The following is a 23,480-nucleotide window of genomic DNA, read 5'->3' on the forward strand; positions in this document are numbered from 1 at the left end:
TCATCATGATTCATCTGACGAACATACACAAACAATATGGTTCACGGGTGCTGTTTTGCGGTGCTAACCTGCAGGTGCTTGCGGGATCCCGGACCGGCCTGGTTGGAGCCAACGGCGCCGGAAAAACTTCTGTTTTCCGCCTGATAACCAGGCAGGAAGAAGCCGACCGGGGGGAGATCTCATGCTCCAAAAAGACGGTGATCGGTTATTTCTCCCAGGATGTCGGCGAGATGAAAGGACGCACTGTCCTGGCGGAGGTAATGTCGGCTGCCGGTGATATTGTGGAGATGGGCAGCCAGATGCGTCGGATGGAGGCGCGCATGGCGGAGCCCATGGAAGATGATGAGATGGCGGTCCTGCTGGAAGAGTACGGCAATGTCGTAGAGCTGTTTGAGCATCGCGGCGGATATGAACTGGATGCAAACGCCAAGGAGATTCTTTCGGGGCTGGGGTTTGGCAACTCCGATTTCGACCTGCCGGTTGAGACTTTCAGCGGCGGCTGGAAGATGCGGATCGCGCTTGCCAAGATCCTGCTGATCAACCCGGATGTCCTCCTGCTTGACGAGCCGACCAACCATCTCGACATGGAGTCTATCATCTGGCTCGAGGAATGGCTGTCCTCGACCTTCAAGGGTGCCCTGCTGATGACCTGTCATGATCGTGACTTTATGAATAAGATCGTTTCGCGCATCATCGAGGTCAGCAATGGCTCCGCCACGACCTATGGCGGCAATTATGATTTTTACCTCCGGGAACGTGAGATCCGCCGGGATCAGCTTCTGGCCAGCTATCAGCGCCAACAGGAGATGCTCGCAAAGGAAGAGGAGTTTATCGCCAAGTTTGGTGCACGGGTGTCCCATGCCGCCCAGGTGCAATCGCGTATCAAGAAGCTTGAAAAGATCGAACGGATCGTTCTGCCGCCCGAACAGAAAAGCATCAAACTCAAACTGCCGGAAATCCCGCGCAGCGGCGATGACGTATTGCATCTGCATGACCTGGGTAAGGAATGGAGAAGTGCTGCCGATGGGGTCAAGCCGGTTTTCAGCGGGCTGTCCGGCACCATAAGACGGCTTGAAAAAATTGCCCTGGTGGGTGTTAACGGCGCGGGAAAATCTACCCTGCTCAAGGTGCTGACCGGAAATAGTGAGCCCACCTCCGGCCAGGTTTTAAACGGAGCCGGGGTGTCTACCGGCTATTTCAGCCAGCATGCCATGGACATCCTTGATCCTGACATGACCGTTTTTGAGGCGGTCCAGGAGAGTGCGCCGCTGGAAAATATCGGGACCATACGAAATATATGTGCTGCGTTTCTCTTTCAGGGAGATGATATCGAAAAACGGATCGCCCACCTTTCCGGAGGAGAGAAAAGCAGGGTTGTGCTGGCGAAGATCCTGTCTCAGCCGCACAATTTTCTGGTGCTGGATGAGCCGACCAATCATCTCGACATACTCTCACGGGAAGTACTGCTTGAAGGGCTGCAGCAATATCAGGGAACCATTATCCTGGTAAGTCACGACCGCCATTTTCTGCGGTCCCTGGTTGATCGGGTATTCGAGATCGACCATGGGCAAATGCGCATATACGAGGGTGACTACGACTATTACCTGCGTACGGCCACCCGCTAGATTCCCCGCCGGTTCACCACCATGTTTTAAAGGAAAAACAAATGATTCAAGCCTCTGATATCGCGCTTGCATACGGCAAGCGTGTTATTTTTAAAGATGTCAACATTAAGTTCACCGCCGGAAACTGCTACGGCCTGATCGGCGCCAACGGCGCCGGCAAGTCGACTTTTCTGAAAATTCTCGCGGGCCAGCTCGAACCCGACAAGGGAGAAGTGTTCGTCGGCGCAAAGGAAAGGATTGCCGTTCTCAGCCAGGACCAGTTCGCTTTCGATGAGTTGACGGTGGCACAGACGGTCCTCATGGGCCATGAGCGGCTGCATGAAGTTATCGCTGAACGGGAAGCGTTGTACGCGAAAGGCGAGTTTACCGAAGAAGACGGTATCCGCAGCGGGGAACTCGAGGCAGAGTTTGCCGAAATGAACGGTTATGAAGTGGAGTCCGAGGCTGCGGTTCTTCTTACCGGTCTTGGCATCGGTGAAGAACTGAGGGAACGAAAGATGCGTGAGCTTGAGGGCGGGCAGAAAGTACGGGTGCTCCTGGCCCAGGCGCTTTTCGGCAGCCCGGATATCCTGCTCCTGGACGAACCGACCAACAACCTCGACGTCAAATCGATAAAGTGGCTCGAAGGATTCCTGGAAAGATTCAAGAACACCGTCATCATCGTCTCGCACGATCGTCATTTTCTCAACCAGGTCTGTACCCATATGGCCGATATAGATTACAGTCGCATCCAGGTCTATGTAGGCAACTATGACTTCTGGTACCAGGCTAGCCAGCTGGCGCTGAAGCAGCGCCAGGAGGCTAGCAGGAAGGCTGAGTCAAAGGCATCCGAACTCAAGGAGTTCATCGCCAGGTTCTCCTCCAATGCGTCAAAAGCGCGCCAGGCCACAGCCCGAAAGAAACTGCTTGAAAAACTTGAAATTGAGGAATTGCCCGCGTCGTCACGTAAGTATCCGTTTATACATTTCAAGCCCGGCAGGAGCTGCGGCGACGTGATTCTTGAGATGGACGGCATCTCCAAGAGTGTGGACGGAGTAAAGTTGCTCGATAACTTCTCCCTAACCGTCGGTAAGGGCGAAAAAATAGCCTTTGTTGGTCTGAACAGTCCGGCCATAACAGCACTGTTCCAGATTCTTGTTGGCAAGATGCAACCCGACAGTGGGACTTTTCGCTGGGGACAGACCATGAGCACCACATATTTCCCGAAAGAGAACAGTGCATTCTTCACTGAAGACAAAACGCTGATTGACTGGCTGGGCGAATACACCCCGGTGACCGAGGGGGAGAGTTATGCTAGGGGATTTCTGGGGAAAATGCTCTTTTCCGGGGATGAGGCCCTGAAGAAAACCTCTGTCCTGTCCGGAGGCGAGCGGGTTCGCTGCATGCTCGCGAAGATGATGCTCAGCGACGCCAACGCGCTTATTCTCGATGAGCCCACCAACCATCTTGATCTGGAGTCGATAACGGCATTAAATAAAGGCATGCAGGCGTTTTCGGAAATCGTGCTGTTTTCCTCCCACGATCATACCCTTATCCAGACCGTGGCCAACAGAATCATCGAGATTCTCCCCGGCGGTGTTATCGATAAGATGGTGCCCTATGATGACTATCTGTCCGATAACCAGGTGATAACTATGCAGGAGCAATACGCCAGACACTAAAGCTGTATCGGGAACATATGTTTCCCCCCTTTTTTGCAAATCATGCGCCTTGTTGCTCTAGAGAATTGACGGGTGTCGTCAGGTTTTAGCAGCAGTATCTAAAATCGGCGGGGAACTGCCCAACAAGGTGTATTGTTCATGAAAAAGTGTGAACAGGGGGGGGCCGTAACAGCGCGACGCGCATAACATCCGGTTGCCAACTCAGTATTCGGTTTCGGAGTTATGAATATATTTCAAGCTACAACAGTTCAGATCATATCTGAACGCCTACACCAAGACGCATAAAGTGGTGGTCAAAAAAACGGGACCACTTCTACCCATCATATTGTTGGCAAAAAAACTGGGAGTTGAATAGAATCGTAAACGGAATGGTTTGATAAGGGATATATAAGGGTGAGGTCCCAGTGCAAACAGGCTATTTATTGTCATTTTCAATCACTGTCAATCATAGCAAAAAGAGAATCAAATATGAGCAGCTTATTCTGTCCTGTTAAAATTCGTTCGATGACGGTAAAAAATCGTTTCATGAGTTCAGCGACTTATGAAGCCATGGCTGAACCAGATGGAACTGTGACCGACGCAATTTTAAGCCGATACCGGCAACTGGCAAAGGGAGATGTCGGTCTCATTGTACCGGGTCATATGTGCGTGCATCCTAGCGGGAAAGCGGGTCTGAAGCAGACCGGTATCTTCAGCGACAAACATATAAAGGGATTGAAAGGGTTGGTCGATGTGATTCATCGGAACAATTCGAAAGTGGTTTTTCAACTGGCTCATGCAGGGCGGCAAACCCGGGTGCAGATAACCGGACGAGAAACGATTTCACCTTCCAATATTGGCCCGGATCCCATATTTAAGACTGAACCCCGGGAAATGACGGCTGCCGAGATTGAAGAACTCGTCACGGAATTTGGAAATGGTGCTCGCAGAGCAGCAGAGGCTGGTGCGGACGGAGTTCAAGTTCATGCGGCACATGGGTATATGGTGAATCAATTTCTTTCACCATTTTTTAACCGCAGGAGCGATAAGTGGGGCGGTAGTGACGAAAATCGTTTTCGCTTTATAAAAGAGGCAATTCTTGCAATAAAAGCCAATGTACCCTCTGATATGGTGGTCATGGTAAAACTCAGCTCGAACGACTATACACCAGGGACCGGCATAGATCCGACACTGGCGGCCCGTTATTCTCGATGGTTGGTGGATCTGGGGGTTGACGGAATCGAAATCAGCAGCGGTACTCTTTCGTTCTCACCGTCAGCCACAACCCGCAGCAAGGATAAGCGGGGGCGTTTTACCTACCATGACGCCTACCATCTTGAAGCCGCAGAAATCGTCAAACCTGTGATGGGGCAGGTTCCTCTCATGCTGGTAGGGGGCGTCCGGAAATTGAGTCTGATGGAAGAGATCGTTGAAAGCGGCAAGGCTGACATGGTTTCTCTGTCCCGGCCCTTTATTCGAGAACCTGACTTCGTGAAACGTTTAGCCTCCGGCAAGATAAACAAGGCCAGTTGTATCTCATGCAACAACTGTTTGTCTGCTGTTCGCACAAATCTGCCCGTCAGATGCTATATCAAGGGACTTCCTGAAAAATAACTCGCTGGGAAGGGTGATAATACCAAAAAGGTGAGGGGAGCCGGTTTTAACAGGGAGGGAAGTATTACATCTTATCAAGCCTTCTGCGGGACTCTCGCAATATTACGAGGGTCCCGGGCAAAAACGGCTGTTGTCCTTAGTTGTGATCGGTTGTCAACTGGGCATGTTGATATTCCGGCTCAACATAACCTTGATCTTTTTTAAAGAAAGGTTCCAGGTTTTCCTGCCTTGAACGTTTGGTGACCAATGACACGGCGACAAAAACGGTTCCTGAAGTCAACATGGAGGCAATGACTCCGTGACCCATGAAGACAGGATGGATACTTTCCAGATAGGGGGGAGACATCGGTGCTGTTTTGATGAGGTCGAAAACCACCAGCCCGGTCTGCATGAAGAAACCCGTCCACAGTGAGGCAAGGGCTCCGGGACCGGTAGCCCTGCTCCAGTAAAGGCCACCCATGAGTACGAAAAAATAGGATGCTGATGCAATGAACGTTGCTATATGGATGGCATCTATGATGTTGGTGATAAAAAATGATCCCAAAGTCGCAAGAAACACAATCAGCAATACGCTGAACCTGCTTACTATGCTCATCTGCCGCTTATCAGCGTCCCGGTGCAGGTATCTCTGATAAATGTCCCGGGCTATACATGAGGCGCCGGATGCGGCAAAAGTATCGGCACAGGACATCGCCGCAGCCGCAAGGGCCACAGCACAGAGTGCCAGGCTGAAATCCGAGAACCTGCTGTCCATGATAAAGGCTAAAAGTGCTGGTTCTGCCTTGGCCATGCCCATGGGAAATCCGGCACTACCAATTTCAGGATAGATGGTATTGAGTCCCACCGCAATGAGCGCACAGCCGCCAAAGACAATTGCCACCAAGAGAGAACCAAGCAGCATTCCATTGCGTGCGGCCTTCTCGTCTTTTGCCGCCCAGACCCTTTGCCAGGGGTCCTGTTCGGTAATCCAGCCGGGAACAATGGCAAAAACAAATATGAGGACCATGGGAAGGCCGATGGAAGCGGGGTTCCACCATCCTTGTGGTGCAGAAGTCAACAGTTGTCCCAGGGAAATATCAGCGGCACCGGTCGCACTGCTCATAACAATACAGGACATGACCATTATGAAAACCGACAGGAAGAGGAACTGGACAATATCAGAAGTGATAACTGCTGAAAGGCCACCTAGCGTTACATAGACTGCAACAGCCAGACCGACTATCAGTGCAGCATAGGTGGGGTCGATGCCGTAGAACACCTGGAGAACCATGGCAAAACCCTTGATATCGGCGACGGCGAACAATATCATGACCACGGTGATTATGATTGCTACCGGTAGTCGCAGATAATTGCCATACCTGAGTTCCAGCAGTTCCGGCTGGGTAATTGACGGGAGCGATTTGATTTTTTTGACAAAAAAGGCAATGATGACGAGGGCTAGAATATTTGGTGCCACAAACCCCCAGACAGATCCCATGCCAAGCAGCATATAGAAACCGATAACCGCTAGCAGTGCCCCGGCGGTAAGCCAGGAAGCGGCAGCAGAAAAACCGATGGAGAGTGCACCCACGGATTTTCCGGCCAGCCAGAAGTCAACCTGGGAGTGGTGCTTTTTATTGAAATAGAAACCTGTTAAGACCAGAAAGAAAATGTAAATCGATAAGACGAGGAGAAAAAGATGATAGGCCGTCATTGAAAGGAACCTCCCGGTCGGCGAATACACCACGAGCCGACAAAAAAATCAGCTCGGGGATTTTCCATCTCTCCGAGAAGTAACGTATCTGTCCCCAAGATATTCTGGCTCGTGGATTATCCTACTTACCGCGTCTTCCCATACTGTTTCGAAGTAACACGTCTACAGTACAGTGACTTTATGCGGTTTTCGTCCCCACTTACAGCGGCGGGTCCGCCCCGGATTTTAACCGGGTTCCCTTGAAAGAAAGACTTTTATACACCTGTTTCTTGACTATGGCTGATAGTCAAAATCACGACTTTATACCACAGCGATTATGAGTTTTCAATCCCAATAAAGCTGACATGTACGCCTTGCTTTTCCTGAAAAATAGATTTGTAATCAGTATGTTTGGAAGGCTTTGTGCTCTTTTGCTTGACGACATTTTTATTTTTAAACAGCATCCCATCAGCTCTTGTCATACGTTTACCTGGAAGTGGGATCATCTGGATTTATTGATAAAAAATTCTATCGTTACAGCAGGTTCCTGCGAAACTGGCGCCGGGTCTTTATGATATTTCTGGTAACATGAAATATTTATTTGTAATATTTTGATTGACTTAGGGGCGCTTTTGAGTTGGTAGCACGATTATAAAATATGTGTTATTTGTGTTGAAAAGGTCCAATGCAATGTCAGAAGATAGGTTTTTAATGTCTCGGGTTACCGGAAGAATAAAGCTGTGGAATAAATGGAAGTCCTGCTATTTATCGCTGCAACATTGCCGAGGACCATACAGGGATGGCTATCTGTACAATCAACCGGAATACTATCAAGGCTGTGATTTTGTTAACCCCGGTATCTGGGGACTTTTATTCAGGGTTTTGCGTGGCCGTGAATTCATGCGATTTTTTTTGCGGAGGATCGAAAGATGTTAGCCAATATTGCGTTCAAGAGGGTAGTGGACTTTCACGGTCATGTTTGTCCAGAGCTTGCTCTGGGGAGTAAGTTCTGCGAATATGTCCAACATCTCTTAAACGAGAATGTTCTCGACGATAACAGTTTTTCTGTGCTTGCCGAAAACTGCACCTCCGCCCTCGATGCGATTCAGGTCCTTCTCGGAGTGACCGTTGGAACCAGCGCCTTATGGTCATGGATTACGGCAAGCACAACTATACACTCTATAGCGGACCCGGGAAGAAAGGTTGGGTTTTCAGGAAGAAAGCTATGAATTTCGGCGATGAAGAAGTCTTTTACCGGCTGGAAAATAAAATTATTAAAAATAATGCAGGGTTGGAAGATATTATCTCGTTTCAGAAGTTAATAGACGATCGCGTTCACAAAATATTTATCTTGTCCCTTGAGAACCTTTTTGCCGTTGAACCTGTTCAATGTGCACGGCAGCAACCGCAGGAATCGACGAGTATTTACATGATTTGTTCAACGTGCGGTCAGCAGGTTCTTGCAACTCGCTGTATTGAGCGCCGGGATGTATTCACTACTCCATGCAATGACGACAGTATTGGTCATAATATTAACTGTTGATCAGCAATAATCAGGCTTGTTCCTGTCTGTTCTCTTAAATGTTAAAAGTCATTGTCGAAAAGCTCATGATCCGGAAAATTACTTTTGCTATGTGCAGCCTACGCACTTTAATGATGACTGTTCTTCTGCGCAGGCACGCGAATTTATTCTTGTGCCGCAATTCTGGCGATCTTATCCGTCGGGCCAGCAGTTGCCATTTAGGCTGGTATCCTCAAAAGTGTTCATGAAAGGCGAAGAACTGGAAAGTCCGGTCAATATTAACGTCGAGTATAGGGGGAAAGATATCCCGGTAACAGCGGATGAAGCTTTCAAAACGTATGTCTGAACTGTGACAATCGAGGGAGCCGGTGCCGCTCTACTGCATGGGCATCGCCTTGGTGAAATATGGCGCAAGACGTCTCAAGGGGGCGTTCTGGGTGATCGTACTGTTTTAAAGTGTGTGCTTTAAATTTTTTTTCCCGGGCTTCTCGATGGTGCGTTTCCAATATATCGTCGATAAAAAAGGTGCCAATTACCAACACAATGCCATATGAGCTGTATTGCCGTTTACTGTTTACTAACCTCTGTGTGAAGTATTGTCCGGATTAGTAATCGTTTTAATGCTTGTGGACGAATAGCCTCATGGTCGCGGATATATTTTATGGCACCACGACACCCATGCCATGGCCCCTCGCTTTGGCAGTGGGGGGCGGTAGCCATGGGTGTTGATCGCATCCTCCTGATCGCCCTGCTGAAAATGCAAATGGTTGTTTTTCGACAGGCGGTCAGGATGGAGTCCTGTAAAGGATGTTTCAAGGTCTTGTTTTGTCCTAAAACATATAGACTTCCGTCAACTCCCCGGGGTGCAGACTGAAGCCGGGTTCTATGGCTACGTATCCATCCGCATCGACGATGGAGGTGAGCATGTGGGAGCCCTGGCGTTCCAGTAGGCGAAAGGTTGGCGTGGCGTTGGGGGTGTCGGTGATGCCAACCCGTAAGAAATCAGTTCTCTTGCCGGTGTTGCAGACCATGTTTTCCGCCATGGCGGTAATACTTTTCTTCAGGAGCTGCTCCCCTTGGAGCGCCGCCAGGGTCGGCATGACGAAGTTCTGGAAACACATGAATGCCGAGACCGGGTTGCCGGGAAGGCCGAACAGGAGGGTTTCATTTTTTTTGGCGACGTAGAGGGGTTTACCTGGTTTTTGCTTGATTTTCCAGAACAGCTCCTTGAACCCGATCGCTTCCGCAGCCTGCTTGACGTGATCATGGTTGCCCACCGAGACTCCGCCAGAGCAGAGAATGAGATCACACCCGCTGTTCACCACTTTTGCCATCTGGGTTATGGTGGTTGCAAGATCGTCTTCCACATGAAGACATTTGATTACCCTGCCGCCCGCCTCGATGATACTGCTCTGCAGCATGGGGGCGTTGGCGTCTCTCACCTGGTACCGGTCTATCTGTTTGTCATCGTGACGGGCCAGCTCGGTACCTGTAATGAACAACGAAACCCTCGGGGTATCGTAGACTGCCACCCTGGCCAGACCCAGGGCCGAGAGCAGGGCGATCTGCCGCGCCTTCAGCACAAGCCCTTTGGCCAGTATCTTGGTACCCTGCTCAAACTCCTCGCCACGGCGCCTTATGTCCTGCCACTGTTTCCTGCAGCGATGGATAACGACACTGTGTCCCAGGTCGTCGGCGTCCTCAACCCGGACCACAACATCGCAACCGGTAGGTATCATGGCGCCGGTGCTGACACGAATGGCCTGGGCGGAACCGACAACCTCGGTGTAGGGGATGCCGGCCTGGCTTTCCCCCGCGATTTTCAGGGTTACAGGTCCCGTGTTGCCGATATCGCTGACGTCGTGCCATCGCAGGGCAAAGCCGTCCATGGCCGAATTGGTATAGCGGGGAGAAGGCTCGGGAGCGTGGATATCTTCGGCAAGACGGTGGGACAATGTCTGTTCCAGCGCCATATTCACGATACGGGGCGCGGGAAGGTTGTCTTTCAGGATTTGCAGTGCATGGGGTACGGAAATCATATTCATCCTCCTATTGATGCCATTGAATAGTGATGCTCGGCATGGCGTTTCGCGGCTGCCTGGTAGCCGTCTTCCATTTTACAGCTGACAGTTTGTCGGATGTTGTCTGCGATCTCCTGATCGGTCATATTGCTGCGCAGCAGTTCCCTCAGGTCCAGCACGCCTTCGTCATAAAGGCAGTTCTTCATCATCCCGGCAGGGGTGACGCGTACTTTATTGCAGCTGCCGCAGAACTTTCTCGACTCCCCTTCAATGAGGCCGATCGTGCCCCGATATCCGGCAACGGTAAATTTGCTGGCGGTCTCGATCCCTATGGACGAAGCTTTCCTTCTGGCGGGAAACAGCCGTTTGATCCTTTCCTCCAGGCAGGTATCCAGCGTGGTAAAGGCTTGTGTGCTGCCGGAAAACGGCATTGGCTCGATAAACCTGACATCTATCGGGTGGTACTGGGCCAGGGCTGCGATCTGCATAATTTCCGCATCACTGGTGTCGGGTTGGACCACGCTGTTGATTTTTAAGGGGATTCCCAACCTGATCGTTTCATGGAAAGTGGTAAGGACGCTATCGAGCCTGCCAACACGTGTTATCTCCCGGAAACGGACGGAGTCCAGGGTGTCGAGACTGAGGTTTATTCCACCGATACCGATTGTTTTGAGTTTTGCAAGGTGCGGCTGCACGGCCACGCCGTTGGTGGTAATGCGCAGATCCAGGCCGGGCTGTTTTTCCTTTATCCGGCTCATAAAAGTAACGCAGTCTTTCCGGGCAAAGGGTTCACCGCCGGTTATGCGTATCTTGCTTATCCCCAACGAAACAAAAATGGAGGTCAGCCGGTCCAGTTCCTCGTAGCTGAGTATTTGGTCATGCCTTAAAAAAGACGCGCCCTCCGGCGGCATGCAGTATCTGCATCGCAGGTTACAGCGATCGGTAATCGCAAGGCGGAGATACGTCAGACATCTGCCAAGGTTGTCGATGAGCAGGGGAGGGTTGATAAAACCTGTGGTGATGGGTGCGTTCATGATCACTCCTTTTCAACTATCGGAAGGTTGTCCCGTTTCCAGAACAACCCTGTCGGCCGCAAACCGTAATCAGTATTGTCGTAGGTTTTTTGGCTCGGAGTTTTTTTGCGGAAAAGGGCTTGCCACCCTTTCCCGGTGTATGAAAGAATTTTTTAAAAGGTTGCGGCGCGATTACACTCCTTGTTCAAAACGAAAACTCTGGTCGGGATCAACTACTGCAAGTACCCGGACGATACAGCCGTCACCGCCGGTCCAGCGCCAGGGAAACGCCATGAAGAAACAGCGTTTGCCGGTAACTTTGTCGAGATCGCCGCCAACGTTTTCAATTCCCGGGATGTTTCCCTTGACCATCAGGGTCTTGTGGGCCGGTTCCCAGTCGGGGAAATCAACCTTGGGATCTCTGCCGGTCTCGGCCTTGTATTCGTCGATGAGGTGCGGCTGGGAGGGGCCCAGTCCGTGGTCCACCAATTTGGTGGCGATGGGATGATCGTTGGCCTGACAGCCGTAACCGACGCATTTCACCTTTTTGTCCACGAGCCATTGCGCACCGGCACCGGATATCCCGCATCCGTAGGCAAAGTATTCATCACTGTCCGCCCACTTATGATGGAAGCCGGTGTTGATCATGACGATATCGCCTTCCCGGATGGCTGGTGTCGCCTTTTCCAGGTCTTCGGGAGTGATCACGCCCCATTTTCCTTTCGGGATGGAAACAGCAACTCCGGTACCCGCCAGGCGCCACAGCGGGTATTCGCTGATGCCGGGGGTGTTCTCGGTGACATGAATGGGCGCGTCCATATGGGTGCACCTGTGCATGATGCCTTCCCAGTTTACCTGGTATAAACCGTCCTTGGCATGAAATTTGTCAATGGTGACATTGACGCCGGGACTGGAGGGCCATTCCGGCATATGTTGCTGAAAATCATGGCTTAAGTCGTATATTTCAAGGCTCACTGTCGTTCTCCTTTTCTGTGTTACTTACCGTCTGGGATCCGATAGGTACCGTCGGGATCGGTCATTGCCACCAAGCGAACGGGACAGGCGTCGCCGTGCACGAATTTCCATGGTGTGGCGACAAACGTGGCGCGTTTGCCGATCAACAGATCCACATCTCCGCCGACCTGCTCAATTGTCGGAATATCCGCCTGAAGAATTGTTTTATGGGCAATATTCCAGTGGGGATGCTCTTTTTGCGGATCGAGTCCGGTCGCCTTCTTGTATGCGCCGACCAGCCGGTTCATTGTGGGGCCGCCGCGATGTCCGGCCAGCGAGGTGGCCAGCGGGTGGTCCACCTGGGGGGTGTCCACCGCCACCATCCGGCATTTTTTGGCTACCAGCCAATCGGCAGCATCCCTGGACAACCCCGGAGATTCGCCGTAATATTCCAGTCCATCGGAGTATTTATGGTGCCATCCGGTGACAATGACGACCACGTCTCCTTCCTGTACCGACGGGGTTGCCGATTCGAGATCGCGCGCGGTAATCACCCCGTAACTGGCTTTAGCAATACCAAGCACTACGCCGTTACCGAACAGACGGTCAGGCGCGATGGCGGCAAGATCCTTTGCCCTCTGCACCAGGTGGAGCGGTGCGTTCATATGGGTGCCGGTATGCATCACGGTGTTGATCTTCCACGCGAGAACACCGTGTTGCGCATGCTTGACGCCGCGAAACATCTTGACGTCGGCCTGCCCGGGGTATGATGGCACTCCATGCCCCCATTCATGACTGAGTTCGATAAGTTGCAACCCGCTGTAGGGGTCTTTTGTGACAGCTGTCATAAGAAAATCTCCCGTTGGTTTCTTGTCCCTTGCGGACAAGCCGCAGAGGCCGGTTTGGCGGATTTCATATAAAATTACATACAAATTGCTGGTCAAAATATGATACAAGTCTATAATTACACTCATGGGAGCAGAAGTCAAGAGTTATTACATGCAATTTGGTATGTTTTTGGTGAAGAGATATATCTCGTAAAAACAATTATATATCTGCAAGTTGTTCTGGTGTTTGATCTGTATTGGTGGCAATGTCGTTGACACCGGGTAACCCTTGCCCTATAGTAGGGGAAAACGGTCGACCAATGATGATAGAACGTCAGCGGTCGGCTTTTGCCGCCAGCAACCCCGCAACAAGTTCAGCAACAACCGACAGGAACTAACATTATGGATGATATCGGCCTTTATGACTGTCCGATGCCGGAATCCTTTCGCGACAAAATCGGCCTGACCCTTTCTCTGGCGTGGCTGTTTTACCTCGGATTTGTGACCAGGGTGATCTTTGGTCCCCTGATGCCACAGATTCGGCAGGATCTCGGCCTTGGCAATGGTGATGTCGGGTATCTTTTTCTCATGATCACCATCGGGTACACCATAGCTCCACTGTTTTCGGGGTACATTTCTTCACGGCTGTATCATTCCGGAACGCTGAGGCTTTCGGCTTGGCTGCTGGGGGTTGTCCTGTTACCTTTTATGTTTGTCAACAGTTTCTGGGCCATGAGCCTCGTTTTGATGGTGATCGGGTTTACCGGTTTTCTCCATCTGCCTTCAGCTATTGCCACGATTACCGCGGAAATCCAGAAATCCGACTGGGGAAAGGGGTTGGGAGTTCATCAATGCGCCCCTCCTCTGGCCTTTGTGACGGCTCCTCTGATCGCCGCTCTAATGTTGAACTGGTTCTCATGGCGGGTAATTTTACTGTCATGGGCCGTTTTATCCCTGGTCTCGGCGTTGGTTTTCACCGTGTCCAGTGAAGGGGGGGCTTTTCCCGGCAGGCCTCTTAACCCCGGTAATGTTAAAAGAGTTGTCTCGTTACCGTCGTTCTGGCTGCTTGCTCTGCTGTTGGGCATGGGAATGGCGGGCAATGCCGGGATTCTCTCCATGCTGCCGCTCTTTTTTGTAACCGAGAGGGGATTTGATCTCGGCTTGGCCAATTCGTTAATCGGATTTTCCCAGCTTTCAGGTTTTGTGGTGGTTTTTTTTGCCGGTATCGTCGCAGACAAGGTGGGGCACAGGAAGTTTATGTGTTTTACCCTGTCGTCAGCCGCTCTTTTGACTGTCAGCATCGGGTTTCTTACCGGATGGCCTCTGGTGATCGCCCTGATTATCCAGCCCGCGGTGCTGACACCGTTTTTCCCGGCAGCTTTCGGCGCCCTGGCCAGGGTCGCCCACCCAACGTTGAGATCTGTGACCAGCGCTATTGGACCGCCTCTGGGATTTCTGGTGGGTGCGGGAGGAATACCGATGTTGATAGCTCAGGTCGCAGAACACCGATCATTCGGGTTGGGTATTGTGATTACAGGAATTTTTATGCTGACAGGCGTTCCTCTTGTTTATTTTCTTCGCCTTGGTGATTATGATGATGAAGCCGGATGCTGACAGGGACGTAGGTTCGCGGAAAATCGTCCGGCAAAAGATACCTGAATTATATGTTTATAAAACCTTGGCGCAGGATATTTTGCTGTGCCGTACTTTTTTTTCGTTATAACCACCCGGCGGGGCAGGATACCCCGCCATTTAAAATGGAGAGTTGAAGACATGATCAAGCCAATGAATAAAATTCTTTTTGCAACCGACCTTACGCCTAATTGTCAGCAGGCTTACGACTATGCAATTTCCCTGAGTATGCGTTTTCAGGCAACGGTGTATCTGCTGTATATCATCGAACCGCTGCCGGAAAACGTCGAAGGACGAATCAAGGGGCTGCTCGGTCAACACCGCTGGGAAGATATCACCCACACCAAGGAAGGGGAAGTTCGCAAGTCGCTCACCGGAAAAAGAACATCCGCCCATGTGATGAGCGATATCCAGGAATTCTGCAAGCTGGTTGGCGTTGGCAATGCGGATAGCGACCTGCAGTCCCGGGAGATAATAATCAGTGACGGAAACATTGTTGAGACCATCATCGAAACAGCGGAGAAAAACCAGTGTGATCTCATCGTAATGGGAGCCCACAAGGGGTTGCTGCATCGGAACTCAATCGGTGACAGCATCAAGGGAGTGATGCGTGAATCACGGGTTCCGGTCACCGTTGTGCCGACCGATATTGAAGGCAAATAACAATATGGATGGAACCATGGCCGGCAGCTATCCTCAAATCAAGCTGTATGCCGTGAGCACCTGCAGTCACTGCAGGGCACTCATGGAGTTTTTGCAGCAGAACCGTTTGCCGTTTGAATTTGTCTATGTCGATGAGCTTCTTGGCGAGGAACGTCGGGATACGATAAAGAAGGTGAAGCAGGTGAATAAGCGGTGTTCGTTCCCGACCACGGTAATCGGCGAAGCGGTAGTTGTCGGCTTTAAGGAGGATGAGTTAAAGGAGGTACTGGGGATCTGATGGATGCGCATGAATTGTACGGTATGTTGAAGGATGCCCAGGAAAGACAGGGGTATTTCTTCAACCGCGATGACAAACATACGTTTGGGATTCTGGACGGATTGCTGATCAATAAAGAGAGGTACGGGTATATGGCCTGTCCGTGCAGACTTGCGTCGGGAATAAGGGAAAACGATTCCGATATCATCTGCCCCTGCGACTATCGGGAAGAGGATGTCCGGGAGTTCGGCAGTTGCTATTGTACGCTCTATGTGAGTGGAGAATTCAACGAGGGCAAGCTTGCGAAGGTAGTTGTGCCGGAGCGTCGACCGCCGGAGAAGGTTAGCTTTTAATCTCGGCACCACCAAGGTGAAATATCAATTGCAATCTCAACCAACAGGCTGATTATGACAAAGAGTGCAGCAGTTGCTGAACAGGGCAGGTCAGTAACCATAAGGTATTCGGTAATTCTGGAAAACGGCAGCCGCGTCAGTGATGAAAAGACCAAACCTCTGACCTTTAAGATCGGCAGCAAAAGGGTTTTTCCAAGCCTAGAATCAGGAATTGCCGGCATGAAGCCGGGAGAGACCCGCCAGATAACAATAACCCCGGAGCAGGGGTATGGCCACTACAACAGCGAACTGGTTATCAAGGTTGAGAAGAAGATGTTTCCCCCGGACATGAAACTGGTTCCGGGGAAAACGGTCCAGTATCAGAACCGGGACGGTGAACGGGCGAATTTTGTCGTGCAGCAGGTTGATGAAGAGACCGTGGTCCTGGACGGCAACCATCCCCTGGCCGGGCAGAAGCTTGAGTATCAGGTGGAGCTGCTGGGGGTCGCCTGAACAGGTGCAAACGCAACTCCGGGTCTAAATACTGTCACCACTTTTTTCCTGCTCCCCCGAACAAGTTTTCAGGGGAGCGCTCTTTACGGTGACAGCAGGCTGCAACCTGAGCAAAACCGGGGTGCCACGTATCCGCAAACGGTTCAGCAACACTCTTCAAGCTTGAAGTTTTTCCCGTCAACCGCCACGAAGTGAATACCGTCGAGTTTTGGCAGGCCGGCTATCTTCCACGCGTTCATTGGGTTGATAAATTCGTTGTTGAGGCACTGACTGGGTTGTTTGACATGTTTGCAAACATAGTTGAGAATTGGGAATGCATGGAATTTTTTATAGTAATTTCTTAAAAATATTACTATTTCCATCTTCTCGTCATCCAGCGATTCAATACCCACTGATGTCGCTAGTTTTTGAGCCACCTCCGGGCTCCAGTCTCTTTCGTCTATCAGAAAACCATCGTCGTTTAATTTAATGTTTTTTCCCGCAACAGCTAAATTCTTCATGTTATTGCTCCCGTGTGTTCGTTCGATAAGGAGACAGTTCAACCCGCTTGCTTTCCAGTCGCGGGCAGAATCTTTCGGCAGTGTAGACAACGTGGAATTAAAACTGTTTTCCTTCCACGTTTTTTCTCAGTTGTGCTATTTCAAGACCGAGTGATACACATTTTTTCCCGTCCATACAGTCGTCGGCCTCCGGCAGGTCAAGATAGTGGCTGAGTTTATGGCTGTCTTTCACCAGCCGGACTACCCAGGCTCTTTCCTTGTTGTCGAAATCGACATCTATATCGATGCCGCATTGACCGATATCCGGATAGATAGAGGTAATTTTCTCGCATAACTGTTTTTTGTCGTACATATGTTACCTCCTGAAGAAGTCTCTTTCAGCAATCACAGCACCTTCACGGTTCGCTCTATGCGTCACCGCGGTAATGGTCTGTCACTTTTATAAGGTAATCACTGTCGGTAGTATATCTTGACAATTATTTACTGCGATAAGAGGAAGTCGGTGCGATCACTCGGCAGTCACCATCGTCCTGGGTGACAGCTTGCCGGGTAATTTCACGAAATGTAAAGTAGTAGTCTGGCTGTTTACTGGGGGCCGCCTTGTGGAGGATTATCTTGGGGCATGGTACCCATAGCTGCACCCCCCAGGTGACATAACTATTTGCCACAGCTGGTTTTTTCTTGCCCTGAATGAGCCGGCGCAGGAGAGAAGGTAGTATTTCCACATGCGGTAAAAACGCTGGTCATACGCATGCTTTTGCAGCTCGGGCCACGCTTTGTCAAAGTTGTCGAACCAGTGCATCAAGGTAGTGTCGTAATCGATACCAAAGTTGTGCAGGTCTTCGATAACAAAGAGGCCTTCCGCAGCGGTGGCTATCTGTTGCATGGAGGGCAGCATGGAATTTGGAAAGATGTAGCGGCTTATCCATTTCTCGCAGGTAGCCACTGTCCTGTTACCCCCGATTGTGTGCAGCAGGGTCAGTCCCTCGGGGGCCAAAAGCTGTTGCTGGCATTCCATGAAGGTCCTGTAATTTTTATAACCTACATGTTCGAACATGCCGATGGAGACGATGCGGTCGAATGTGCCCTCAATGTTCCTGTAATCCCGCAGTTCAATGGACACCGGCAGATCCCGGCAAAATCGTTTAGCATACTCGGCCTGTTCGTGGGAGACGGTGATCCCGACTACGGACACGCCATATTTTTTTGCAGCATAAGCAGCCATTCCGCCCCAGCCGCAACCGATGTCGAGCAGCCGCAAGCCTGGCTCAAGCTTCAGTTTCCTGCAGATAAGGTCGAGCTTGGCCTCCTGGGCCTGCTCAAGGGTTTCGGCATTGTTCCAGTACCCGCAGCTGTACATCATGTGGGTATCCAGCATACGTTGATAGAGATCGTTGCCGATGTCGTAATGGTGTTGCCCGATTTCAAAGGCCCGGGAAATTTTCTGCAGGTTGAATAATTTTGCCCTGGCGGCAGCGAGCATATCGTGCCAGTTGGTTATCTTGAGATTGAGTTCGGCGTTTAAGACTCTGAAAAAAAACTGATCCAGGGCTTCGCAGTCCCACCAGCCGTCCATGTATGCCTCCCCCAGCCCCAGGGAACTTTCGGCAATCACCCTGGAGTAGAGGGCATCATCGTGAACCTGCATATCCCAGGGGCGATCGCCGTTGATCTTTACATCCGCCAGGGAAAGAAGATTACTGAAATAGTTCTTCAGTCGATCGCTGCGGCCGCCGTTTTTGATAAATACCCGAAAAGGAAAAATTCTTCGAAAGTTCATTAAAATTTTTAACTCAACACTGTTTCAAAAAGAACCGGAATCTGGTCATACCGTGGGCAATCCATGCCCCTAATTGTCAGGTTGGCAGTATTAACCAATGATATCAGCCAGGTGTCATGATCACCATTGTGGTGATCCATGCACCTGGCAATTTTGTTGCACCGGTTCGCTCCCCCCTTTTTTACGGTTTATTCTAAAACAAGGGGCAGGTTCGAGTCAAATCCGATGACTACAAGTTAGCGTAAGGCGTCGCTCGTTTCGCCCAGCTGCTCTCCGGGTATTTTTCACCAAGGTGCTCGCAGGCTCTCCTCAGCGCCGCTGGATCATTGTGCTGTTTATAACCGTTAATGCCATGGTAAAAAATTGCTTCGGGAAGGGTGGTACTGTTCGGGTATTTTTCCATCAGTTTCTTGAACTGAACATTGGCGGCGTCGTATTCGCCGACGGCGAAGTACACCTTGGCGGTTCCCAGGAGCATGCGGGCGAGAAATGAATCGGGTCCGTGGAAACCGACTGTTTTCTGTATCTCACGTCCGTGAAAATCGAGAACGATCAGCGTGGGAGTCCATATAGTGTTGTACTCATCATACGCTTCCTTGCTCTCACTATCTATCAGCAACCCAATCAGATGATCGTTGACGAAGTTGACGACCTCTTCGGATGCCATGGTTTTCTTGTCCATTTCCCTGCAGCCGATACAATTTTTATCGTGAAAATACAGCAAGATTGGTTTCCTGGTTGCAATGGCCGAGTCCTCAGCGTATCCCAGGGTTGTTTGCCATTTAATCGAAGACATATGACACCTCACCTGTTTTATTTGGGTGTTACACGGTTTGCACATCCACGAAAAAACCGCGCCTTGTTAACGGGTTATAGTAGAGTTTGCCCAACCTTATACCTCGTGTTTTTTTTATTATATCACAGCAACCGGATGGAAAGAGAGAAAAGGACGGCGGGGGACGAAACTGAATTGTGATACAATATGTCAGCACTGAAAAACAGTTTTCCGCCGGGCGGCTTTTACTTATTGTGCAATAAAAAACAATGAACCGTAACTTTCTTATGCAAAAATTGTTGCCGGCTATAACGGTGGCTGTTGTGATGACGCTCCTGCCGATGTGTGGAATAGTGTTGGTAAACGGTGATCTTGGACCGGTTCTTGATTTTTTCCCGTTGCCAGGTTGTGTGGTGCATGCTGGATTTTCATGGTTGGTCTTTGTGGTCATGGCGTCGATTGTTGTCGCGGTTATCACGCCCCTGGCGGTGAAAGTGGCCCTGAGCCGTACCCCGCCAAAATTACTCCCGAGAAATCCTTATCCCCGGTGGTGGCGTGGCGCTGTCCTGCTGTGCCTTGTCTCCTGGATCCTGGCCTGGACCAGGTTCGACTGGTTTGCCCGGGTGCAGCCGTTTACCTTTTTCCCGTTATGGTTGGGATATATAGGAGTGGTCAATGGCGTTACATACAGGAGGTCGGGCAGATGCATGTTGACCCACCGGTCAGGTTATCTCGTCGGGCTTTTTTTATTCAGCGCTCTGTTCTGGTGGTTTTTCGAATACCTGAACAGGTATGTCCGAAACTGGTATTATACAGGGGTTGACGGGTTGTCATTGATCCAGTATGCGCTGTTTGCAACCTTATCCTTTACAACCGTCCTGCCGGCTGTACTGTCCACCTATGAGATGTTCGTCACTTTCCCGGGATTGAGCGGCGGGCTTGACAACTACCTGAAGGTCGATATCAGGTATCCAAGGGTTGCGGCTGGGGGTGGTGTCTGTATTGGCTGCGCCGGATTGTTGGCAATCGGCATCTGGCCGGAATATCTTTATCCGCTGTTATGGCTCTCCCCCCTGATCATCGTCACCGGCATACAGCGGCTGCTGGGCCGTGCGACCATATTTACTCCACTGAAGCACGGGAACTGGAAACGGCTCTTTCTGCTCGCGATTTCCGCTCTTTTCTGCGGGCTGTTCTGGGAAATGTGGAACAGTTTCAGCTACGCAAAATGGATCTATTCGATTCCGTTGGTGCAGAGATTTCATATTTTTGAAATGCCGCTTCTGGGGTATGCCGGCTATCTCACTTTTGGCCTGGAGTGTGGTGTCGCAGCCGACCTGCTGCACCTGGAAAAGGCCCCCTCACCAGTTCCTTTCGACAACAGTTGCCGACCGCCCGAACTATAAATACGGCAGTTTATCTGGTAACGGTATCGGATTGCTTCGGGTTGTGTCCCAATACCCTGTCTTCCATTGTTACGACTCCGGTGTCGACCTGTCCGCTGTTAAAAAGCAGGATATGCAGCAGCCATCCGTATCCGATCACCGCGAGTGCACCAAATACGGGCAGAAAATAGCCCAGCGGACAGAGAATCAGTACGGTCAGCCAGTGCAGGGCGATAACTTTCTGGGAATGGAGCTTGATTGGAAAGTCGCCGTGACGGCTGATTACCGCAAGGCCGCTGAGGTTCCAGCCGTACAGTGCGGTGAAGGCGTGCATTCTGAGCAGCGGCAATGTTCTTTGCGGGTCGTAGTCCTGGGAAAAGGCGAGCAGGATATAGATGATGCCGGTGATAGAGGTGACCACCAGAAAAAGAATTCCCGAGGTGAGAAATGTTTTCTGCTGCAGACGTATTCCCAGTCGGTAGTAAAGATAGAGAATCAGGGTCACTGTTATGAACAGGACCACCGAGATAAAAACCTGGGGAAGAAACCATCCTGCGAGAATAAACAGAAAGAAAACGATGACCCCGAGATTGATAACCCAAAATGAAAACTCCTTGAGATAGTCACCTGTCGGAGTCGTGTGGTTTTTCATCAGTGAAAAGATGACCGACATGCTGATGAGCGATATGGGAAAGGAGAACCCGAGAAAAAAAGTGTCCAGTTTGAGCTTTTCCAGACTGAACCAGTGGGTGAACTGGCTGTTGAGTATGGCAATACTCGATATGGTCAGTCCCAGTGACAAACAGAGCAGGGACGCCTGATGGAATTTCCTGCTGGTTGCTTCATTGCTGTCAAACAGGGCCATCGGCAGCCATCCGCCGAAGTGTTCGACCCGGACTTTTTCAATAATTAGCGCCAGTATCAGGGGGATGACCAGGGTCGGTTGGTACCACTGGAAAAATGCACAGAGGGCAAACAGGATCGCAAGAACCAGAAACAGTACCCCCCGGGGGCTGAGCTTTTTTCGGTCTTCGGTAAAATAGATGAGCAGTGTTCCTCCGCTCACCAGGTTGAACAGGAAGATGTGCAATCGTTCGAAGTTGATGACATCAGGAGCCACAATATGGTGAAGAAAACCACACGCAAGGGCCGTGGTCATGATTATCCAGAAAATTGTTTTAAGCGATGTTGTCACGGGAGATCAGCAAGGTTTGAGGTTGTTTTTACCAAGTAGCTGCCGCAGTGCCGTTTCCAGGGTGGGGTGTCGAAAACGATATCCCGACTGCTGCAGTTTCACTGTTGACACATGACACCCCGACAGTAGTATTTCCGAAGCCATCTGGCCGTAGGACAGTTCCAGCAGCTTGCCGGAAACCGGAAAAAGCAGCGGACGGCCCGTCAGCCTGGCCAGGAGTTTTATGAACTCGGTGTTGGTAACCGGTTCCGGTGCCGCGATATTTACCGGTCCATCGAGCTCGGGGCAGGTAAGGCAATGGAGCATGGCCGAAATCATGTCGTCAGTGGTTATCCAGCTGATATACTGGGTTCCGGGGCCGAATCTTCTGATGAAGCCGAGGGGAGAGTGGCGCAAAATCGTCTGCAGAGCCCCGCCCCGGGGGGTGAGGCCGACTCCCAGCCGCAGCAAAACGGTACGGATTCCGCTTTCTACAGCTTGCTGCGTTGCTCCCTCCCATAGTCTGCATACTTCGGATATGAAATCACTGCCGGGAGGCGATTCTTCGCTCATCTCTTTTTCTGTCGAGTTTCCGTAATAGCCTACAGCAGACGCGCAGAGCAGTACTTCAGGTTTTTTCTTCATGGCGCTGATAACGCGGCAGAGCAGCCTGGTTCCTTGCACGCGGCTGTCGATGACGCGTTCTTTTTTCTGTTTCGACCATCTCGACAGTCCTATATATTCTCCGGCAAGGTGTATCACCCCGTCAATTTCCGGCAGCTGCCCCGGATCCAGGAACCCCCTTGCCGGGTCCCAGAATATCTCCTGGCAGTTCGGGTCGGGCTTTCTTCTTACCAGTCTCCAGACGCTATGACCGCCGGTGGTGAGCAGCGGGATAAGTTCGCGGCCAAGCACGCCGCTTGCCCCGGTAACCAGCAGGCGCAGCGGCTTGGTACTGCAGCGGCTGTGCAGCCTGATGTCCTGCTGGAGCAGAAATTCCCGGTGCGCAAAAATCCGGTCAAGGCTTTGCTGGACTTGGCGCAGTGCGAATCGCGGCCAGAATGGCTGCAGGGGAAGAGTGTATGCGATCTTGTCGGTAAGTGTCGAGCCGGATAGGGTGTCGGCGAAAAGGTGGCTGTGGGACCAGCTGGAAAATGGGCCTTTCTCCTGAACATCCCGAAACATGACGCCCGGAATATTGTCGACGTGATGGGCACAAAAGGTAAACCCCACCGGGCCGTTGTAAATTTTGAGCTTTACCCGTGTTCCGGTCTCGATGTTGCCTGTGGTCCGCACGATGGCTGTTTTCTGCCAGGGAGGCAGCAGGCGGTTGAGTGCACCGCTGCGTGAGTGCCAGTCGTAGAGGCGGCGTGCACTGCACGGATAATGTGAGGTTCGTGAATATTCTATTTCTTTCAGCCCTTTTTTTATTGATAGGTATCGATGGTGTCCGGTATCGCAAGACTTTACGGTTGCACCTTTGGTTTTTTAAGCAGTGGGTCGGGGCAATGCGATTTATTCGGATTATATGACGACCGTCACCACGCCGCTTTTTTGTCGATTATGTAGAGTAACAACAAAA

The 23,480-nt window shown here is 51.0% G+C and carries 23 protein-coding genes and 2 riboswitches; of the genes, 11 read left to right on the plus strand and 12 right to left on the minus strand.

What is annotated here, in order from left to right; translation table 11 throughout:
* Positions 1-5 precede the first annotated feature (5 nt).
* From BLQ17_RS00185 to BLQ17_RS00195, 3 genes are all read left to right on the plus strand, one after another.
* Positions 6-1,625 carry an ABC-F family ATP-binding cassette domain-containing protein gene (locus tag BLQ17_RS00185; RefSeq protein ID WP_092218587.1) on the plus strand — a complete coding sequence of 540 codons (1,620 nt, stop codon included), beginning with the start codon at positions 6-8 and terminating at the stop codon, positions 1,623-1,625.
* A 41-nt stretch (positions 1,626-1,666) separates the two neighbouring features.
* A complete protein-coding gene (locus BLQ17_RS00190; RefSeq protein ID WP_092218588.1) occupies positions 1,667-3,286 on the plus strand; it encodes an ABC-F family ATP-binding cassette domain-containing protein in 1,620 nt (539 codons plus the stop codon).
* Between the two features lie 468 nt (positions 3,287-3,754).
* Positions 3,755-4,879 (plus strand): NADH:flavin oxidoreductase, encoded by a 1,125-nt coding sequence (locus tag BLQ17_RS00195; RefSeq protein ID WP_092218589.1) that lies wholly within the window; start codon positions 3,755-3,757, stop codon positions 4,877-4,879.
* A 136-nt stretch (positions 4,880-5,015) separates the two neighbouring features.
* On the opposite strand, the gene BLQ17_RS00200 is transcribed toward BLQ17_RS00195, so the two are convergent.
* Entirely contained in the window at positions 5,016-6,572 is a 1,557-nt protein-coding gene (locus BLQ17_RS00200) for a sodium:solute symporter family protein (protein ID WP_092218590.1), read from the minus strand.
* Between the two features lie 97 nt (positions 6,573-6,669).
* A riboswitch (cobalamin riboswitch) is annotated at positions 6,670-6,812 on the minus strand.
* 74 nt (positions 6,813-6,886) lie between these two features.
* Entirely contained in the window at positions 6,887-7,033 is a 147-nt protein-coding gene (locus tag BLQ17_RS22440) for a hypothetical protein (RefSeq protein WP_176761009.1), read from the minus strand.
* 447 nt (positions 7,034-7,480) lie between these two features.
* Between BLQ17_RS22440 and BLQ17_RS00205 the strand changes: the two genes are divergently transcribed.
* Positions 7,481-7,780 carry a formylmethanofuran dehydrogenase subunit E family protein gene (locus tag BLQ17_RS00205; RefSeq protein ID WP_092218591.1) on the plus strand — a complete coding sequence of 100 codons (300 nt, stop codon included), beginning with the start codon at positions 7,481-7,483 and terminating at the stop codon, positions 7,778-7,780.
* Positions 7,777-8,094, plus strand: coding sequence for a hypothetical protein (locus BLQ17_RS00210; protein WP_092218592.1), 318 nt, complete (start codon positions 7,777-7,779; stop codon positions 8,092-8,094). The genes BLQ17_RS00205 and BLQ17_RS00210 overlap by 4 nt, the downstream gene beginning before the upstream one ends.
* An 809-nt stretch (positions 8,095-8,903) precedes the next feature.
* On the opposite strand, the gene BLQ17_RS00215 is transcribed toward BLQ17_RS00210, so the two are convergent.
* The 4 genes from BLQ17_RS00215 to BLQ17_RS00230 form a co-directional block, all read right to left on the minus strand.
* Positions 8,904-10,112 (minus strand): molybdopterin molybdotransferase MoeA, encoded by a 1,209-nt coding sequence (locus BLQ17_RS00215; protein WP_176761010.1) that lies wholly within the window; start codon positions 10,110-10,112, stop codon positions 8,904-8,906.
* A gap of 2 nt (positions 10,113-10,114) precedes the next feature.
* Entirely contained in the window at positions 10,115-11,128 is a 1,014-nt protein-coding gene (gene moaA / locus BLQ17_RS00220; protein ID WP_092218594.1) for a GTP 3',8-cyclase MoaA, read from the minus strand.
* Positions 11,116-11,240: riboswitch (molybdenum cofactor riboswitch) on the minus strand. It overlaps the preceding gene by 13 nt.
* Before the next feature lie 59 nt (positions 11,241-11,299).
* Complete coding sequence (locus tag BLQ17_RS00225; protein ID WP_092218596.1) at positions 11,300-12,082, minus strand: cyclase family protein; 783 nt, start codon at positions 12,080-12,082, stop codon at positions 11,300-11,302.
* A gap of 20 nt (positions 12,083-12,102) precedes the next feature.
* The gene (locus BLQ17_RS00230) at positions 12,103-12,909 is read right to left on the minus strand and encodes a cyclase family protein (RefSeq protein WP_092218598.1); all 807 of its coding nucleotides are present in this window, start codon (positions 12,907-12,909) and stop codon (positions 12,103-12,105) included.
* Between the two features lie 381 nt (positions 12,910-13,290).
* Between BLQ17_RS00230 and BLQ17_RS00235 the strand changes: the two genes are divergently transcribed.
* From BLQ17_RS00235 to BLQ17_RS00255, 5 genes are all read left to right on the plus strand, one after another.
* Positions 13,291-14,502, plus strand: a complete 1,212-nt coding sequence (locus BLQ17_RS00235; protein WP_092218600.1) for an MFS transporter — start codon at positions 13,291-13,293, stop codon at positions 14,500-14,502.
* Positions 14,503-14,673: 171 nt separating this feature from the next.
* Positions 14,674-15,183: a universal stress protein gene (locus BLQ17_RS00240; RefSeq protein ID WP_176761011.1), complete on the plus strand. Its 510-nt coding sequence runs from the start codon at positions 14,674-14,676 to the stop codon at positions 15,181-15,183.
* 4 nt (positions 15,184-15,187) lie between these two features.
* Positions 15,188-15,460 (plus strand): glutaredoxin family protein, encoded by a 273-nt coding sequence (locus BLQ17_RS00245; RefSeq protein ID WP_245694904.1) that lies wholly within the window; start codon positions 15,188-15,190, stop codon positions 15,458-15,460.
* The gene (locus tag BLQ17_RS00250; RefSeq protein ID WP_092218604.1) at positions 15,460-15,792 is read left to right on the plus strand and encodes a ferredoxin-thioredoxin reductase catalytic domain-containing protein; all 333 of its coding nucleotides are present in this window, start codon (positions 15,460-15,462) and stop codon (positions 15,790-15,792) included. Before BLQ17_RS00245 ends, BLQ17_RS00250 begins: the two co-directional genes overlap by 1 nt.
* Positions 15,793-15,846: 54 nt before the next feature.
* A complete protein-coding gene (locus tag BLQ17_RS00255) occupies positions 15,847-16,284 on the plus strand; it encodes an FKBP-type peptidyl-prolyl cis-trans isomerase (protein WP_092218606.1) in 438 nt (145 codons plus the stop codon).
* Between the two features lie 143 nt (positions 16,285-16,427).
* On the opposite strand, the gene BLQ17_RS00260 is transcribed toward BLQ17_RS00255, so the two are convergent.
* The 4 genes from BLQ17_RS00260 to BLQ17_RS00275 form a co-directional block, all read right to left on the minus strand.
* A complete protein-coding gene (locus BLQ17_RS00260) occupies positions 16,428-16,784 on the minus strand; it encodes a TusE/DsrC/DsvC family sulfur relay protein (RefSeq protein ID WP_092218608.1) in 357 nt (118 codons plus the stop codon).
* A 97-nt stretch (positions 16,785-16,881) separates the two neighbouring features.
* Positions 16,882-17,136 carry a hypothetical protein gene (locus BLQ17_RS00265; RefSeq protein WP_092218610.1) on the minus strand — a complete coding sequence of 85 codons (255 nt, stop codon included), beginning with the start codon at positions 17,134-17,136 and terminating at the stop codon, positions 16,882-16,884.
* Between the two features lie 258 nt (positions 17,137-17,394).
* A complete protein-coding gene (gene cfa / locus BLQ17_RS00270) occupies positions 17,395-18,564 on the minus strand; it encodes a cyclopropane fatty acyl phospholipid synthase (protein WP_092218612.1) in 1,170 nt (389 codons plus the stop codon).
* A 229-nt stretch (positions 18,565-18,793) separates the two neighbouring features.
* Complete coding sequence (locus tag BLQ17_RS00275) at positions 18,794-19,360, minus strand: thioredoxin fold domain-containing protein (protein ID WP_176761012.1); 567 nt, start codon at positions 19,358-19,360, stop codon at positions 18,794-18,796.
* Between the two features lie 302 nt (positions 19,361-19,662).
* Here BLQ17_RS00275 and BLQ17_RS00280 point away from each other — a divergent pair, with 302 nt between their 5' ends.
* Positions 19,663-20,745 carry a hypothetical protein gene (locus BLQ17_RS00280; RefSeq protein ID WP_143005400.1) on the plus strand — a complete coding sequence of 361 codons (1,083 nt, stop codon included), beginning with the start codon at positions 19,663-19,665 and terminating at the stop codon, positions 20,743-20,745.
* Positions 20,746-20,755: 10 nt separating this feature from the next.
* Here BLQ17_RS00280 and BLQ17_RS00285 read toward each other — a convergent pair whose 3' ends face one another.
* On the minus strand, positions 20,756-21,919 hold the full coding sequence (locus BLQ17_RS00285; RefSeq protein ID WP_176761013.1) for a hypothetical protein: 1,164 nt from the start codon (positions 21,917-21,919) through the stop codon (positions 20,756-20,758).
* 6 nt (positions 21,920-21,925) lie between these two features.
* Positions 21,926-23,329 (minus strand): TIGR01777 family oxidoreductase, encoded by a 1,404-nt coding sequence (locus BLQ17_RS00290; protein ID WP_342674174.1) that lies wholly within the window; start codon positions 23,327-23,329, stop codon positions 21,926-21,928.
* Between the last annotated feature and the right edge of the window lie 151 nt (positions 23,330-23,480).

The sequence above is a fragment of the Desulforhopalus singaporensis genome (genome assembly GCF_900104445.1).
Classification (GTDB): domain Bacteria; phylum Desulfobacterota; class Desulfobulbia; order Desulfobulbales; family Desulfocapsaceae; genus Desulforhopalus_A; species Desulforhopalus_A singaporensis.

Coding starts and splice junctions, on each gene's coding strand:
- BLQ17_RS00250 (WP_092218604.1), top strand. CDS start 15,460: ATGGATGCGCATGAATTGTACGGTATGTTGAAGGATGCCCAGGAAAGA.
- moaA (WP_092218594.1), bottom strand. CDS start 11,128: ATGAACGCACCCATCACCACAGGTTTTATCAACCCTCCCCTGCTCATC.
- BLQ17_RS00205 (WP_092218591.1), top strand. CDS start 7,481: ATGTTAGCCAATATTGCGTTCAAGAGGGTAGTGGACTTTCACGGTCAT.
- BLQ17_RS00255 (WP_092218606.1), top strand. CDS start 15,847: ATGACAAAGAGTGCAGCAGTTGCTGAACAGGGCAGGTCAGTAACCATA.
- BLQ17_RS00265 (WP_092218610.1), bottom strand. CDS start 17,136: ATGTACGACAAAAAACAGTTATGCGAGAAAATTACCTCTATCTATCCG.
- cfa (WP_092218612.1), bottom strand. CDS start 18,564: ATGAACTTTCGAAGAATTTTTCCTTTTCGGGTATTTATCAAAAACGGC.
- BLQ17_RS00230 (WP_092218598.1), bottom strand. CDS start 12,909: ATGACAGCTGTCACAAAAGACCCCTACAGCGGGTTGCAACTTATCGAA.
- BLQ17_RS00185 (WP_092218587.1), top strand. CDS start 6: ATGATTCATCTGACGAACATACACAAACAATATGGTTCACGGGTGCTG.
- BLQ17_RS00245 (WP_245694904.1), top strand. CDS start 15,188: ATGGATGGAACCATGGCCGGCAGCTATCCTCAAATCAAGCTGTATGCC.
- BLQ17_RS00215 (WP_176761010.1), bottom strand. CDS start 10,112: ATGATTTCCGTACCCCATGCACTGCAAATCCTGAAAGACAACCTTCCC.
- BLQ17_RS00260 (WP_092218608.1), bottom strand. CDS start 16,784: ATGAAGAATTTAGCTGTTGCGGGAAAAAACATTAAATTAAACGACGAT.
- BLQ17_RS00240 (WP_176761011.1), top strand. CDS start 14,674: ATGAATAAAATTCTTTTTGCAACCGACCTTACGCCTAATTGTCAGCAG.
- BLQ17_RS22440 (WP_176761009.1), bottom strand. CDS start 7,033: ATGACAAGAGCTGATGGGATGCTGTTTAAAAATAAAAATGTCGTCAAG.
- BLQ17_RS00195 (WP_092218589.1), top strand. CDS start 3,755: ATGAGCAGCTTATTCTGTCCTGTTAAAATTCGTTCGATGACGGTAAAA.
- BLQ17_RS00275 (WP_176761012.1), bottom strand. CDS start 19,360: ATGTCTTCGATTAAATGGCAAACAACCCTGGGATACGCTGAGGACTCG.
- BLQ17_RS00200 (WP_092218590.1), bottom strand. CDS start 6,572: ATGACGGCCTATCATCTTTTTCTCCTCGTCTTATCGATTTACATTTTC.
- BLQ17_RS00235 (WP_092218600.1), top strand. CDS start 13,291: ATGGATGATATCGGCCTTTATGACTGTCCGATGCCGGAATCCTTTCGC.
- BLQ17_RS00210 (WP_092218592.1), top strand. CDS start 7,777: ATGAATTTCGGCGATGAAGAAGTCTTTTACCGGCTGGAAAATAAAATT.
- BLQ17_RS00190 (WP_092218588.1), top strand. CDS start 1,667: ATGATTCAAGCCTCTGATATCGCGCTTGCATACGGCAAGCGTGTTATT.